The following is a 14,799-nucleotide window of genomic DNA, read 5'->3' on the forward strand; positions in this document are numbered from 1 at the left end:
GAATTGTTCTTTCCTTTAAAAATAAAGCACGTATAATTTTTAGGTATTTTTGCATAAATTTTTATTGAAATGGGAAAAATTAAAGTTGAAAATATTAGAGTATTTGCGCATCACGGTTGTTTAAAAGAAGAAACTGCTATTGGTAGTGATTATCGTGTAGATTTAGAAATTACAGCCAATTTACAGCATAGTGCAAAGACAGATCAACTAAAAGATACGGTAGATTACGTGTTTTTAAATAGAATTATTTTTGAAGAAATGAAAGTACCAAGCGCACTTTTAGAGCATGTAGCACGACGCATTTTAAACCGAATTTTTACTGAAGATCAAATGATTAAAAAAGCAACAGTTAGTGTAAGTAAAATAAATCCGCCAATTGGTGGCGATGTAGAGCAAGTAACAATTGTTATGAGTGACAAAAGAAAAAACTTCAAGAAATAGTGTAAAAAGTTTATTTTTTTTACATTTGCTGTCCAATTACAATTGGCGTCTTGGCCGAGTGGCTAGGCAGAGGTCTGCAAAACCTTGTACAGCGGTTCGAATCCGCTAGACGCCTCTAAAAGCTTTCAGAAAATCTGGAAGCTTTTTTTGTTTACAATTTTTAGAAAATAAGATTGAATTATTTTGGATTCCGAATCAAGTGCGGAATGACAAGCTTAATCCAAAGGATTAATCTGTTCTATTTTTTCTTTAAGTAATTCTTTTTCTTTTGGGAAGAAACCTTGGACTAGTAATAGTACGCCAAAGCCTAATATTACTAATGCTACGATCTTTTTAGTCTTGTAAATAAGTCTTGGTGTAAGCTTATTTTTTAAAGCTTTTGCAGCTGTAATTTTTACTAAATCTGCTAAAAAATAAGTTATTAACATGGTACTAATAAAGACAATAACACCATTTTTAGACGTGGTTATAGAATTAGCAATTACAATAAATGCTACCCAACCTAACAGTACACCAATGTTAATAAAGTTGAGCAAAAAGCCTTTTAAGAATAATTTACCATAGCCTTTTTTAATTTCTACTTTATGATATTCTCTTACTATTTCTCTAAACGATTTTGATGTTTTTATAAATGAAATAAAGCCATAAATAGCTAATAAAACACCTCCAAAAATTAAAAAATTAGGATCTTTTTCAATTTTACCTACCAATTTTTCGGTACTAAAAAATGCAACTACAATAAATAAAATATCTGCTAGAATTACTCCTGCATCAAATATTAAAGCACTTTTAAACCCTTTGGTTGCAGCAGTTTCTAACAAAACAAAAAATACTGGTCCAATAGTAAAAGATAGAATGATACCAAAAGGAATTGCAGTAAGAATATCGTCAAACATGTTGTATAGCTGGATTGTCTTACAAAGTAAAGAAATTATTTATTGATTATAGAATGCTTATTAACAGAAATAAAAAAGCTTCAATTTAAAACTGAAGCTTTTGTTTTTTTATTTAGGTTTAGACTTCGCTTAACCTAACTTTACTTTAATTAAGTTATTTATTCTTTAACTGTAATTGATCCGCCAAAAGTATTTTTTTTAGTAACGGTTCTAGGATTACCATAGATATCAATATCTCCACCAGCAGTGATACGCGCATCTACAGTATCGCTTGCGGTTACTTCTGCTTCTCCTGCAGCTCTTACTTTTATGTTTGTATTTTTAGTTTGAAAATCTCTTCCTTCGTAAATTCCACCTGTATTTAATGTAATATTTTGAGTGTTAGCTTTACCTCTAGTTTCTATAATTCCGCCAGTTACAGCTCTTACATTTACTGTGTTTACATCTAATCCTGCAATAATTGTAGCACCTTCTTGGGCACGTAATTCGATTGCGTCTTGTGTGATAAGCTCGTTACCTACAATTTTAGATCCTTCATTAGCATCAATAACTTTTATATCTTTATAATGCACAGCAACAAAGGTTTTTGTACCATCAAAAATACGGTCTATATCCATGCGTATTTTTAACATATCGTTTTTAATTACTACTTCTACATCGTCTACATCTTCACCAGTAATAATCACTTTATTTTCGTCAGATTTTACTAGACTTACTTTTATTAAATCGAAAACTTTAACCGTTGTAAAGTCACCTACATGCTGACTTTTTGGGTTTTGTGCAAAGGTATTTAAGCTAAAAACTAAAGCTAAAATAGACAGTAAATATTTCATAATATTGAAGGTTTTGTTTGTATTAAGAGTCTATTTTTTAATTAGTGTTACAGTTTTATAAATATTTTGTTCTTGATATGATTTTTTAAGTATTAAAAAATCACTCGAATCGTTGATTAATTATGCAACATTTACTGCTGTTCCAACTACTGAAACAAAAAAATAAGAGCCATTTACAGTTTCTATATCAAAACTAATTCCAACTACAGCATTAGCATTTAAATTTTTAGCATTGTCTTGTAACTCTTGAAACGCATGTTCCTTAGCTTCGTTAATTACCGCTTTTGTGATGTCTTTACTTTTTTCGACTTTAAAAGAAAACTTTGTTTTCATTTCAAAAGAAGTACCAGTTACAATGCCTTTATATTCTATTATTTTAAAGCCTTCTATAGTATTTGTTGTGGTTAAAATCATGGTTTATATTTTATTGATTAGTCCGTAAAATTTTATAAATGTTACAAGTTTATTTTGCTAATAAATCTTTAATTTAAAAATCTACGCTTCGTGTTTACCAACTAAATCAAAATCTAAATGACGTTTTACTAAATCTGCTTGTTTTACTTTTACAACAACTTCGTCTCCTAATTGGTACATGTTTTTTGTGTCGCGTCCAACAAGTGCAAATTGGTCTTGATCAAACTCATAATAATCGTCTTTTATATCTCTAATACGCACCATTCCTTCGCATTTATTGGAGATAATTTCGACATAAATTCCCCAATCGGTTACACCAGAAATTACACCAACAAATTCTTCGTCTTTATGATCTTGCATAAACTTAATTTGCATGTATTTTATGCTATCACGTTCGGCTTTTGTCGCTAAATTTTCCATGTTACTTGAGTGCATACATTTTTCTTCATAAATCTCTTCGTTTGCACTTTTTTCGCCATCTAAATAACGTTGTAATAAACGATGCGCCATAACGTCTGGATAACGTCTAATTGGCGATGTAAAATGGCTGTAATAATCAAAAGCTAATCCGTAATGTCCTATGTTATGCGTAGTATATTCGGCTTTAGCCATAGTACGAATTGCTAAAGTATCTACTAAATTTTGCTCTTTTTGACCTTGAACATCTTCTAATAATTTGTTTAATGAAGATGAAATACTATCACGACTTTTAAAGTTAAGTTTATGACCAAATCTAGCAACTACACCTTGTAAAGCAGCTAATTTACTTTCGTCTGGCTCGTCATGAACACGATAAACAAAGGTTTTTGAAGGTTTCATTTTAGAAACAAACTCTGATACTTTACGGTTAGCTAATAGCATAAATTCTTCTATTAACTTGTTAGCATCTTTACTGGTCTTAAAATGAACACCTGTAGGATTTGCTTGTTCATCTAAAGTAAATCTTACTTCTACTTTATCAAAACTAATTGCTCCAGAACGCATACGTTTGCTTCGCATTTTCTTTGCTAATCGGTCTAAAACTAAAATTGCCTCAGCTATTTCTGGTTGCGTATTGTATGTTTTACCAGTAAGTGAAACGTCTTCTGGAATTTCGGTTTTTATGGATGACATTTCTGTATTATTAGAAATGACAAAATCTGTGTTATTTTCTATAACAGCTTGCGCTTCTTCGTAAGCAAATCTTGCATCACTATACGTTACTGTTCTACCAAACCATTGGTCTTTGATTTCAGCTTTATCATTTAATTTAAAAACTGCCGAGAACGTATATTTTTCTTCATGCGGACGTAAAGAACATGCGCCATTACTTAATATTTCTGGTAGCATTGGTACTACTCTATCTACTAAATAAACAGATGTTGCACGCTCGTAAGCTTCATCATCTAAAATAGTACCTTCTTCTAAATAATGAGATACGTCTGCAATGTGTATTCCTATCTCAAATAAGCCATTTTCTAGAACTTTAATGGATAATGCATCATCAAAATCTTTTGCGTCTTTAGGATCTATGGTAAAGGTTAAATCTTTACGCATATCGCGACGTTTTTTAATTTCTTCTGGCTTAATAGAGGTATCTATTTGATTTGCAAAATCTTCGACTTCTTTTGGGAATTCATACGGTAAACCATATTCGGCTAAAATAGCATGGATTTCTGTATTATGTTCTCCTGGTTTACCAAGGACTTCTTTTACACGTCCGTTTGGTGAATCTGCTTTTTCTGGCCAATCTACTAACTCTACTAAGACTTTATCACCATCTTCAGCTTTATTAATTTTGTTAATAGGTACAAAAATATCTGTAGTCATTTTGTTAGAATCTGGGACTACAAATGCAAAATTATTCTTTTCGTGTATTTGTATAACACCAACATATTGCGTTTTTGCACGCTTAATAATTTGTGTGATTTCACCTTCTAACTTACCGCGTTTACGACGTTTAAAGACGTAAAGTTCTACTTCGTCACCATCTAATGCTTTATTAACATTGTTAGAAGCAATAAATATATCTTCTTCAAAAGCGTCACAAATTACATAGCCAGATCCACGTGATGACGCATCAAAAATACCAGTGTGATACTCGGTATTTACAATAGCTTTAAATTTACCACGATCTACTTCTTCAATCTCTTGCTTAGCTTTAAGCTGCGCAAGTTTTTTTATAATTTGGTTACGACTACTAGCATCATTAACGCCTAATTTGGCAGCAATTTGCTTGTAGTTAAAGGGTTTATTACGTTCTTTTCTAAGTATGTTTAGAATAGTCTCTGTTAGATTGGAAATCTTATTATGACTAGGTTTCCTTTTCTTTTTCTTCTTTGACATTTATATTTTTTAATGTATTGAATTTCTTTAAAGTTAAATGAAATTCGGTTATGTTTTAAACTTAAATTTAAAGGAGAGACGATTTTTAAGTTTATACAAAGCTACATTTTTAAATTTAAAATAAAATTAAGGAAGCGTTAAATAAAAAACTTTATTCACATTTATATTATATATACTTTCTTTTCTTTTAAAAATTTAAAAAAATAATGATGATGATTATTGTTTGTTAATAACGGTATAACTTTTTCAAATTTTTGTTTGATTTGTTAGTTAACAAAATCTATTAACAGCTTATTAGCTATTTAACTTATTGATTTTTAAGCATACTAATTAGGTTATTAACAGTTGTTAAAAACGTAAACTAACATCTAATTTTTAATAAATACTTATAAAATTGACGTTGAAAATTGACTTTTTAGTGCTAATAACTTTACAAAAAATTAAGGTTAACTAATTTTGATGTTAACTAAACGTTACGGATTGTAATTTTTAAGTTGAAATCCAAATAAATCTTTTAAAAAACAATAAGAAGATATTAACAAGTAATTAATAGTATTAAAAGAGTAATTAACAATTATTGTAGTTATTAACAGGTATGCTATAAAATACCGTTGGTTTTAATTTTTATGAATAAGTTAACCGCTTTATTTTATTAATAATGACAAGCAATTAGTAACTTTGAAACACAATTAACAACACAACAATTATTATGAAAATTTCAATAGGAAACGATCACGCTGGTACCGAATATAAATTTGCTATCAAAAAGCATTTAGAAGCTAAAGGTATTACAGTTATTAATTATGGTACAGATGCATCAGATAGTGTAGATTATCCAGATTTTGTACATCCAGTCGCTAAAGATGTAACAGATAATGCTGCCGATTTTGGTATACTTATTTGCGGTAGTGCAAATGGTGTAGCAATAACTGCTAACAAACACCAAAAGGTTAGAGCAGGTGTTTGTTGGACTAAAGAAATTACAGAATTAACGCGATTGCATAACAACGCCAACGTAATGTGTATACCTGCTAGATATACTGCTTTACAACAAGCCATAGCAATGGTAGATACGTTTTTAGATACAAAATTTGAAGGCGGAAGACACCAAAATAGAGTGGATAAAATTCCTGTTTGCTCTTAAAAATGGGACATAATCATGCACATAACCATGCTCATGATCACGATTTAAAAGGGAAGAAATTATTAATTTCTATCTTTTTAAATATAGGAATTACTGTAGCGCAAATTATTGGAGGATTTATATCTGGTAGTTTAGCATTATTAAGTGATGCTTTACACAATTTAAGCGATGTAATATCTTTAATTGTTAGTTATGCAGCTTCTAAACTAGCAAAACGTAAAGCGTCTAATAATAAAACTTTTGGTTATAAACGTGCCGAAATTTTAGCTGCTTTTATTAATGCGGCAACTTTAATTATTGTAGCTATTTTATTAATTATAGAAGCCATTAAGCGATTTGAAAATCCGCAAAATATTGCTTCTAACTTAGTTATTTGGTTATCCTTTATAGCTATACTATTTAACGGGTTAAGTGTTTTATTATTAAGAAAAGATTCTAAAAACAACATCAATATAAAATCGGCTTATTTACATTTACTAACAGATATGTTAGCAAGTGTGGCTGTATTAATTGGTGGTTTATTAATGAAGTATTACCAAATATTTTGGATAGATAGCGTATTAACGTTTTTAATAGGTTTATATTTAATTTGGGTTGGATACGATTTGTTAAAAACCTCAACAAAAATGCTAATGTTATTTACACCTTCGCATATTAATGTAGAAGATGTTGTAAGACGTGTTAATAGCTTAGATCATATTAAAAAATTACATCATGTACATATATGGAATTTAAATGATGACGAACTTCATTTAGAAGCGCATTTAGATTTAGAAAGTAATATGACTATAACCCAATTTGATGTTATTTTACAGCAAATTGAGCAGTTATTACATGACGAATTTGATATTAATCACGTAAACATTCAACCAGAATATAAAAAGGAAGATCCTAAAGATATTATCGTTCAAGACTAAAATTTTATGCTAAATATTACAGTAAAATCCTTTAATCAATTAACTATAAATGAATTGTATGAAGTATTGCAATTACGAAGTGAAGTCTTTGTTGTCGAGCAAGATTGTGTGTATCAAGATATAGATGGAAAAGATCAAAACGCATTACATGTATTAGGAATAAAGGATAATAAAATTGTGGCTTATACACGCTTATTTAAACCTGGTGATTATTTTAATTTAGCAAGTATTGGTAGAGTAGTAGTTAAAGAAAACCAGCGTATGCATAAGTATGGATATGATATCATGGAAGCATCTATAAAGGCTATTAAAACCAATTATAATACTACAGATATTAAAATATCTGCACAATGTTACTTAAAACGATTTTATAATAATCTAAACTTTTTTGAAGTAGGCGAACAATATCTAGAAGATGATATACCGCATATTGCCATGCTATATAAAAACTAAAAAAACCGCATTTGGCACAATGCGGTTTTTTATAAATAAAGTTAAAAAACTTAACTAACTCAACTTTACTTAGAAATATGTCTTATTAAAATTTCTACTCTTCTATCTTCTTTTGTAGATCCACCTAAGTTATATTTTCCGGCTAATCCTTGATATCTCACTCTTTTAGCATCTACTCCTGCTTTTACTAAATAATCTCTAATATATTTAGCTCTTACAACGCTTAAGTTTAATTTACCAGTTTCTCTATCTCTAGATTCTCTACCATTTTCTGTACAACATACATGTCCATTAATAGTAAAAAAGATATCTGTTCTTTTAACTAAAAAGTCTGCTAATTCCTGTAAAGCTTTTTTAGATTCTGGAGTTAAGTAACGATACCCTAAAACAAAATTTAAACTTTTAAGATTTATTAAATCACCTTTATTAACATCTTCTGCAAAAAAAGAACCAGCTATTAATTTTTTAGGAGCAATAACAATAGATACTTTTCTGTTTAAAGCTCTTAATTCTTTAAATAAAGCTTCTTCTTTAGTATTTAAAGCAACTTCACCTTTACCTTTTACATTTAATATTTCTGGTTGTTTAGTGCTATTTCTATAAGAAATAATAATTTTCTTAATTGCTTCTGCACGTTTATTTGATAATGTTTTGTTGTAATTAGCATTACCTCTATCATCACAATATCCAACTATAGACATTCTTTCTATATCAACATCTTTAGTTTCATTTAAAAATTGTACAAGTTTTGTAAATTCTTCTTTTGTGATTTGGTGTTTATCTGTATCAAAATAAACATCATGCTTAACTACTTTACTAGATTTTGTTTTTAAAGTAGTGTTATTAGCATTAACAAAATTGTTAACCGAAACAATAAATAAAAATATGTAGCTTAAGTTTTTCATTTCAATAGTTATCTAAGGCGGCGCAAATGTACTGGCACACTTTAGTTTGCTGAAAATTTTTTGATTAACAACACTATTTTTAGATGAAAAACACCATTTAAGACAAGTGGTAAAATTTTACCGTTGAATCACTATTTTGTTTATCCGATTTTTTGAACCGTTAATGGATGTTTTTTACGAATTCAAAAAAAAAGAGGTTGTAAAAACCTCCTTTTTTGAATTATTTTTTTAAAAAAGATTATTCTTCTGCAATATATGTAATCACAATTTCTACTCTTCTATCGTATTTTGGATCGCCACCAAGCGGAAATTTTCTTCGCATTCCGACATACTTCATTCGTTTTTTATCTACACCTTTTCGCGCTAAATAATCGTAAATATATTTGGCTCTTGCTACAGATAAATTTCGTTTTTGAGTTTTTTTATCTACTGCATCACGACTATTTTGTGTACAGCAAACATGTCCTTGTATGGTAAAGTATATATTTTTTTTAGCTACTAATATTTTTGCTAATTCTTCCAGAGTTTTTTTAGAGTCTGAAGTAACATAGCTGTAATTAGTTTTAAAGTAGATATTTTCTAATCTTATCTTATCTCCTTTTTTTACTGTACCATTTGCTATGTCTTGTGTAGTTACTTTTTTGTCTTTTGTTGCAGTAGTTGTAACTTCTGGTTTTGCTGTTTCTTTGGTTTTATCCTTTGGTTTAACAATAATCTCTACTTTACGATTTAAACCTCTTATTTTATGGACTTCGTCTTCATTTAAAACTTTTAAAAGTATTTCGCCTTTACCATTTACATTTGTTATTAAAGATTTATCTATCCCATAACTAGAAAACATGTCTTTTATAGCATCTGCTCTATTTTGCGATAATTCTAAATTATAATCGTTAGTACCACGATCGTCACAAAATCCATAAATAGAAATTTTATCTATTGCTATAGTGTCTAATGAAGAAATAAAAAGCAAAAGTCTGTTCTCTTCGGTTAAAGGTACATCGTATTCGTCTGTGTTAAAATATACATCGTGTTTTAACTCGTTTTGTGATATAACCGAACCTGTAATTAATAAAAATAGGATTAAAAATGATTTCATTTTAAGTAAGATAACTTCTAAATATAGCAATTTTTTAATTAAGATATTTATTGTATTGGTTTGGATTTGCTAGTATTTGTGTTGCTGTTTTAATTTCTTGATTATTTATTTTATAATACTCGTAAAGTCCTTCTCTGTACACGTAACGTTTAACAATCTCGTCGGTTAGTAAGTTTACTAATTGTGTTTTGTTTTGGTCTACGGTTTTTATTTTTACCTGTTCTAGATGTTGTTGTAAATTATTGTATTCTTTTTTAATATCGTCGTCTAGATTTTCGGTTTTAGAGACTTCTAAAGCTTTTTTTAAGGCTTTTTCGGTTTCGGTTTCAAATTCAAAACTAGAAGTTTTTAAATGCGCTTTAAATGCGTTAAAATCTGAATCGGAAAGCTGAAAATTATTAATATTTTCAATAGAATTATTGTAGTAGAATTGTGTTGCAAAATCAAAAATGGCTTGACTATTTAAAATGGCGTCTGTGATTGCCGAATTTTTGGTAGTTTCTAAAGCTTCATCTGGAAAAACGCCGCCACCATCATAGACTTTTCGTCCGTTTTTAGTTTTAAATTCATGATAATTTTCTTGTTTTATTCTTACCGCGTTACCATTTTCGTCACGATTCCAATAATCTAAAGACTGTATACAACGTCCAGAAGGCGTATAATATCTAGAAATTGTAACCTTAAGTTGTGTACCGTAAGTTAGCTTTTTTGGTCGCTGTACTAAACCTTTACCAAAACTACGTGCGCCAACAATTACTGCTCTATCTAAGTCTTGTAAAGCACCAGAAACAATCTCGGAAGCAGATGCGCTACGACCATTAATTAATACCACAACTGGAATTTTTGTATCTATTGGCTCTTGTTTTGTGTAATAGGTTTTATTGTATTTTTTTACCTTAGATTTTGTAGTTACTACCAATTGTCCTTTTGGTACAAAAAGGTTTACAATATTTATAGCTTCGCGAAGTAATCCACCAGGATTATTACGTAAATCTAATATAATACTTTTTGCGCCTTGCGCCTTTAAATCTTTTAATGCATACTCGGTTTGCATAGAGGCTTTTGCATTAAATTTTTGAAGTACAATGTAGCCTGTAGTTTCATTAATCATAGAAAAATGAGGTACAGCATTAATTTCAATTTCAGAACGTGTTAAGGTTGTCGTATTGGTTTTTCCTTGACGTTTGTAGGTTACATTTAATGTTGAATTTGGCGCGCCTTTTAATAGGTTAGAGGCATCATCTTCATAACCATCTACTTTTATACCATCTATTTCTATAATTTCGTCACCAGCTTTAAGACCAGCTTTGTCTGCTGGATAATCTTTATACGGTTCTACAACAACCAATTTATCTTTTAAAGTTCTAATTTTTGCACCAACGCCAGTATAATCTCCTGTACGACGTATACGCTCTGCTTCTACATCTTGCTCGTTATAAAATTTAGTATACGGATCTAAATCGTTAAGCATATTTTTAATGGCATTATCCATTAAATCTGCAGGATTAGTCTCGTCTACGTAATTCATATTAAGCTCTTTAAAAAGCGTGGTAAAAATTTCGATTTGTTTAGCTATTTCGAAAAAATCACTTTTAAAGGCGCTTCCAGTTATAAATATTGTTAACGCAAAAACAGGAATTAAAATGCGTTTTTTAAATATCTTTTTCATTCTTCTTTATATTAGAAACTTGGTCATTAAATTTAGTGAGTAATGCCTTCATTTTTTTATCAATAATCTTAAAATCGGGCATTTCTTTACTAATATATAAAATCATTAGCGTGTAATGGTCTAACTTATTGTCTATTAACAGATTTTTATTAAGTCTGTAGCCTTCACGTAGCAAGCGTTTTACTCGGTTACGATGTACCGCTAATTTAAAATTTCTTTTACTTACAGATACACCAACTTTTAATTGCGTTTGGTTATCTAGATAGACCATACGCAAAGGATATGCCGAAACAGATTTTCCTTCGGCAAATAACTGCTCAATTGCTTTTTGGCTTTTAAGTTTTTCGTCTTTATTGTATGTGTAGTGCATTAATTTAGTTTTTTAATGCTTCTTGAAGTTGTATCAATTTACTTTCAAGTTCGTGTAAACGGTCGTAAACATCTATTGGTTCTGGCATTTGTTTGGATGCAAACATAGTGACGTACCATACTTCCATAATATCTTCTGCATCTATCGTATAGGTTGGATAGTTACCGTCTTTATTATCACTTTTTAAGATAAGTTTACCACGCTCTTCAATACGATTGATAACACGTTTTAAAACAATACCATCGTTTTTACTAACAACTATATACACACGACCATCTTTAATATCTGATAAATCTTCTACGAACTTACCAAACACTAAATCGCCATCAAAAAATGTACGTACCATAGAGTTACCTTGCACTTCAAAACATCTATAGGTTCCGTTTGTAAGATGTGGCATATGGAAAGATGGTAAAGTCTCGATATACTCGCTATCTCCATAACCATCTAAATAACCAGCTCTTGCTTTTACAGGAACGTAAACTACGTTTTCTTCATCGTTTTGATTAACAGCAACGACTTGAGGAACTCCAGAATATGTTTGAATTTTAGCCACATCTTGCTTTAACATCACATCACTTTTACCAAAAAGATAGTCAGGATTGATGTTAAATTGATCTATAATCGCACTTAACACATCATAACCAGGTTTGGTTTTTTTACGTGTCCCATCTGGTTGAGGTCTACCGTTAACAATACTGTCTATAGTTGTTCCGGTAACACCAATACGTTTTGAAAACGCATAATTATTAAGCTGAAAATGATTGATTATAGCGGTTATTTTTTGATCTATTTGCTGCATGTTTCTTAAAAGAAAGGTCTTGAAGACTTAAAATTTAAGCTAAGATATGAAAATTCAAACATTTGTAGATATTGTGGCTTATCTAATCAAACAAAAACAGCAAACGTTCTTGACCATCTGGTAAACCAATAATATTGTTTGCATAATCGTTTTGATATACTAAGTCTCCTTTTTTAATATAACCTTCAGCTTTTGGCATGCAAGCGCTCCAAGCACTAGAAGGTTTACAATCGTTAACATCTAATTTTACAATGGTATGATTATCTACAGTAATGACTACATTTTTAAAGTCTTTAGCTTTAGCTAAAGCATCTTTAATATTGTCTTTATTAAGTTTAACAACTTCGGTTGCAATGTTTGTCGCTTTTGTTTTAAACGCTTCAATTGGATTAGCAGATTTGTCTTTTTCTAAGCTTTTAATATCTTTTAGAAAAGGTAAATCTGCGGTAGTTTCAGTATTTTTTTCAGTGTTTTGTGTAGAGGTTTCTGTATGTGTTGTGGTTTCTACTGTGGTTTCTACTTTTTCTTTTTGATTGTCTTTACAACTAAAAGCTAATACTAGAATTAATACGTAGGCTAAATGTTTCATCTTTTTTCAGTTTTATTGATAGCTTTTCAAATATAAAGGATTAAGAATAAAAAAAGCTTCAACAATTGTTGAAGCTTTTAATTTCATTTAAATAGACAGTATTACTCTAATGTATTGTTGGTTTTATCAACATCTGCCATTAGTTGTTTTGGATCTATTGTTATGCTTTTTATGGCGCTTTTTGGCTTGTTTATACTAAAACTATAGGTTGGATATGCCCAAGCCCAATCGTTTAATATTTTTACGTTTGAAGCTAACGGTTTTTCGCCTCTCATAATTCTTAAAGGAATATTATACCATTCAGATGTTCCATCAGTATATTCTACTTCAATATCTAAAGGCATTGGCATTAAGCCTTTACGCTCTAAATTTACTGTTGTTATGCTATTATTTTCTTCTGTAGAAGTTACTGCATAATCAATAGTATTGGTTGTTTGTGTCCAATCTATTAAGTACCAATCTAATTCTAAACCTGATACTTTTTCGGCAGTTCTAATAATATCAATTGGTGTTGGATGTTTAAAAGCAAAATCGTTAAAGTACTTTTTTAGTGTTTTTTTAAGATTGTCTTCACCAATAATGTAACCTAATTGAGATAAAAATACAGAACCTTTGTTATAAGCTGTTATACCATAAGCCATATTAGTTTCGTAACGATCTGCATGTGTAGTTTGTGGTTTTTCTTTACCAGATTTTGCTAAATAAATGTAACCTCTATAAGCATTTGCGTTAGGAATTTCTTTTCCTTCGTTCATCACAACATTCATAGCATGATCACTAATGTAGCTTGTAAAACCTTCGTCCATCCACTCGTGTCTAGCCTCGTTTGTCGCTAATAAAAATTGAAACCAAGTATGTGCTAACTCATGTGCTGTTACACCAACTAAACTACCAAAGCTACGTTTACCTGTAATTAAAGTACACATAGCGTATTCCATACCGCCATCACCACCTTGAATAACAGAATATTGATCGTAAGGATATTTACCTACGTTTTTAGAAAAATATTGCATTAACTCAACGGTTTTAGGTTGTAAATCTTTCCAATATTTTAAGTTATCTGCAGGTAAATCTTTTTTGTAATAAAAATGAAGCATTGGACCGTTTGGAACTTGCATCGAATCATGAATATAATCCGGATCTGCAGCCCAGGTAAAGTCATGCACATTAGGCGCTAAAAATTGCATTGTTTTTTTGTCGCCTTTAATTTCAGGTTCGCCCTGTAAGTAACCAGTACCACCAACAACATAATCTTTATCTATGGTTAAGTTAACTTCAAAATCTCCCCAAACACCATGAAACTCGCGTCCTATGTAAGGATCTGCATGCCAACCTTCAAAATCATATTCAGCTAACTTAGGATACCATTGTGTCATAGAAAGCGCAACGCCTTCTGCATTATCACGTCCAGAACGACGAATTTGAACTGGTACTTGCGCATCAAAATCCATTGTAAATGTTACACTTTGACCTGGTTGAATAGGTTGAGCTAATTCTACTTCTAAAACAGTACCAACCGTTTCATAATTAATTTTTTTACCGTCTTGCTTTAGGCTATTTACGTTTATGTAACCAATCTCGTTTGGTTTTAATTTACTTATACGATCACCAACTCTAGAATCTGGATCTTCAATAGTGCGAGAACGCACATCCATTTCGCTACCTGGTTGAAATGCATTAAAGTATAAATGATAAAATACTTTATTTAAAACGTCTGGTGAGTTATTTGTATACACCAATGTTTGTTTTCCTTGGTATTGATAATTGTTTACATCCATATCAATATCCATTTTATAATCTACATGTTGTTGCCAATATGTAGAGTTTTTTTCAGTTGAACTTTCTGAAGTTGAAACCGCTTGTTTTGTCGAACTACAAGCAGTTAAAAAACCGAAAGCAACGGTAAGAAGCAATAATTTTTTCATAAGTTAATTTTTAGTTGAAA

Annotated in this window: 15 protein-coding genes and 1 tRNA gene; 5 read left to right on the top strand and 11 right to left on the bottom strand. The window is 30.3% G+C overall.

Annotation, left to right across the window (positions count from 1 at the left end; translation table 11 throughout):
* Nucleotides 1–69: 69 nt before the first annotated feature.
* Both folB and IFB02_RS05685 read left to right on the top strand, forming a co-directional pair.
* Nucleotides 70–441, top strand: a complete 372-nt coding sequence (gene folB, locus IFB02_RS05680; protein WP_106680808.1) for a dihydroneopterin aldolase — start codon at nt 70–72, stop codon at nt 439–441.
* Between the two features lie 44 nt (nt 442–485).
* Nucleotides 486–556, top strand: a tRNA-Cys gene (locus IFB02_RS05685).
* Nucleotides 557–656: 100 nt separating this feature from the next.
* Here IFB02_RS05685 and IFB02_RS05690 read toward each other — a convergent pair.
* The 4 genes from IFB02_RS05690 to rnr form a co-directional block, all read right to left on the bottom strand.
* Complete coding sequence (locus IFB02_RS05690; protein WP_027879347.1) at nt 657–1,337, bottom strand: LysE family translocator; 681 nt, start codon at nt 1,335–1,337, stop codon at nt 657–659.
* A 158-nt stretch (nt 1,338–1,495) separates the two neighbouring features.
* Nucleotides 1,496–2,170, bottom strand: coding sequence for a head GIN domain-containing protein (locus tag IFB02_RS05695; protein ID WP_106688093.1), 675 nt, complete (start codon nt 2,168–2,170; stop codon nt 1,496–1,498).
* A gap of 120 nt (nt 2,171–2,290) precedes the next feature.
* Nucleotides 2,291–2,584, bottom strand: a complete 294-nt coding sequence (locus IFB02_RS05700) for a heavy metal-binding domain-containing protein (RefSeq protein WP_106680813.1) — start codon at nt 2,582–2,584, stop codon at nt 2,291–2,293.
* A gap of 81 nt (nt 2,585–2,665) precedes the next feature.
* On the bottom strand, nt 2,666–4,909 hold the full coding sequence (gene rnr, locus IFB02_RS05705; RefSeq protein ID WP_106688094.1) for a ribonuclease R: 2,244 nt from the start codon (nt 4,907–4,909) through the stop codon (nt 2,666–2,668).
* 709 nt (nt 4,910–5,618) lie between these two features.
* On the opposite strand from rnr, the gene rpiB reads away from it, so the two are divergent.
* The 3 genes from rpiB to IFB02_RS05720 are packed head-to-tail and all read left to right on the top strand — an operon-like array spanning nt 5,619 to nt 7,423.
* Complete coding sequence (gene rpiB, locus IFB02_RS05710; protein WP_106688095.1) at nt 5,619–6,053, top strand: ribose 5-phosphate isomerase B; 435 nt, start codon at nt 5,619–5,621, stop codon at nt 6,051–6,053.
* Nucleotides 6,054–6,055: 2 nt separating this feature from the next.
* Nucleotides 6,056–6,970 carry a cation diffusion facilitator family transporter gene (locus IFB02_RS05715; RefSeq protein WP_106688096.1) on the top strand — a complete coding sequence of 305 codons (915 nt, stop codon included), beginning with the start codon at nt 6,056–6,058 and terminating at the stop codon, nt 6,968–6,970.
* Nucleotides 6,971–6,976: 6 nt separating this feature from the next.
* Nucleotides 6,977–7,423 carry a GNAT family N-acetyltransferase gene (locus IFB02_RS05720; protein WP_106688097.1) on the top strand — a complete coding sequence of 149 codons (447 nt, stop codon included), beginning with the start codon at nt 6,977–6,979 and terminating at the stop codon, nt 7,421–7,423.
* Between the two features lie 65 nt (nt 7,424–7,488).
* On the opposite strand, the gene IFB02_RS05725 is transcribed toward IFB02_RS05720, so the two are convergent.
* The 7 genes from IFB02_RS05725 to IFB02_RS05755 form a co-directional block, all read right to left on the bottom strand.
* Entirely contained in the window at nt 7,489–8,328 is an 840-nt protein-coding gene (locus IFB02_RS05725) for an OmpA family protein (RefSeq protein WP_106688098.1), read from the bottom strand.
* 238 nt (nt 8,329–8,566) lie between these two features.
* Nucleotides 8,567–9,424, bottom strand: coding sequence for an OmpA family protein (locus IFB02_RS05730; protein WP_106688099.1), 858 nt, complete (start codon nt 9,422–9,424; stop codon nt 8,567–8,569).
* 34 nt (nt 9,425–9,458) lie between these two features.
* Entirely contained in the window at nt 9,459–11,093 is a 1,635-nt protein-coding gene (locus IFB02_RS05735) for a S41 family peptidase (RefSeq protein ID WP_106688100.1), read from the bottom strand.
* Nucleotides 11,077–11,463 carry a ribonuclease P protein component gene (gene rnpA, locus IFB02_RS05740; protein WP_106688101.1) on the bottom strand — a complete coding sequence of 129 codons (387 nt, stop codon included), beginning with the start codon at nt 11,461–11,463 and terminating at the stop codon, nt 11,077–11,079. Before rnpA ends, IFB02_RS05735 begins: the two co-directional genes overlap by 17 nt.
* A gap of 4 nt (nt 11,464–11,467) precedes the next feature.
* Nucleotides 11,468–12,265 (bottom strand): LexA family transcriptional regulator, encoded by a 798-nt coding sequence (locus IFB02_RS05745; protein ID WP_106688102.1) that lies wholly within the window; start codon nt 12,263–12,265, stop codon nt 11,468–11,470.
* 82 nt (nt 12,266–12,347) lie between these two features.
* Nucleotides 12,348–12,854 (bottom strand): hypothetical protein, encoded by a 507-nt coding sequence (locus tag IFB02_RS05750; protein ID WP_106688103.1) that lies wholly within the window; start codon nt 12,852–12,854, stop codon nt 12,348–12,350.
* Between the two features lie 101 nt (nt 12,855–12,955).
* Nucleotides 12,956–14,779, bottom strand: a complete 1,824-nt coding sequence (locus IFB02_RS05755) for a M1 family metallopeptidase (protein WP_106688104.1) — start codon at nt 14,777–14,779, stop codon at nt 12,956–12,958.
* Between the last annotated feature and the right edge of the window lie 20 nt (nt 14,780–14,799).

Origin of the sequence: Mesoflavibacter profundi, from assembly GCF_014764305.1 — a bacterium.
In the GTDB taxonomy this organism is placed as follows: domain Bacteria; phylum Bacteroidota; class Bacteroidia; order Flavobacteriales; family Flavobacteriaceae; genus Mesoflavibacter; species Mesoflavibacter profundi.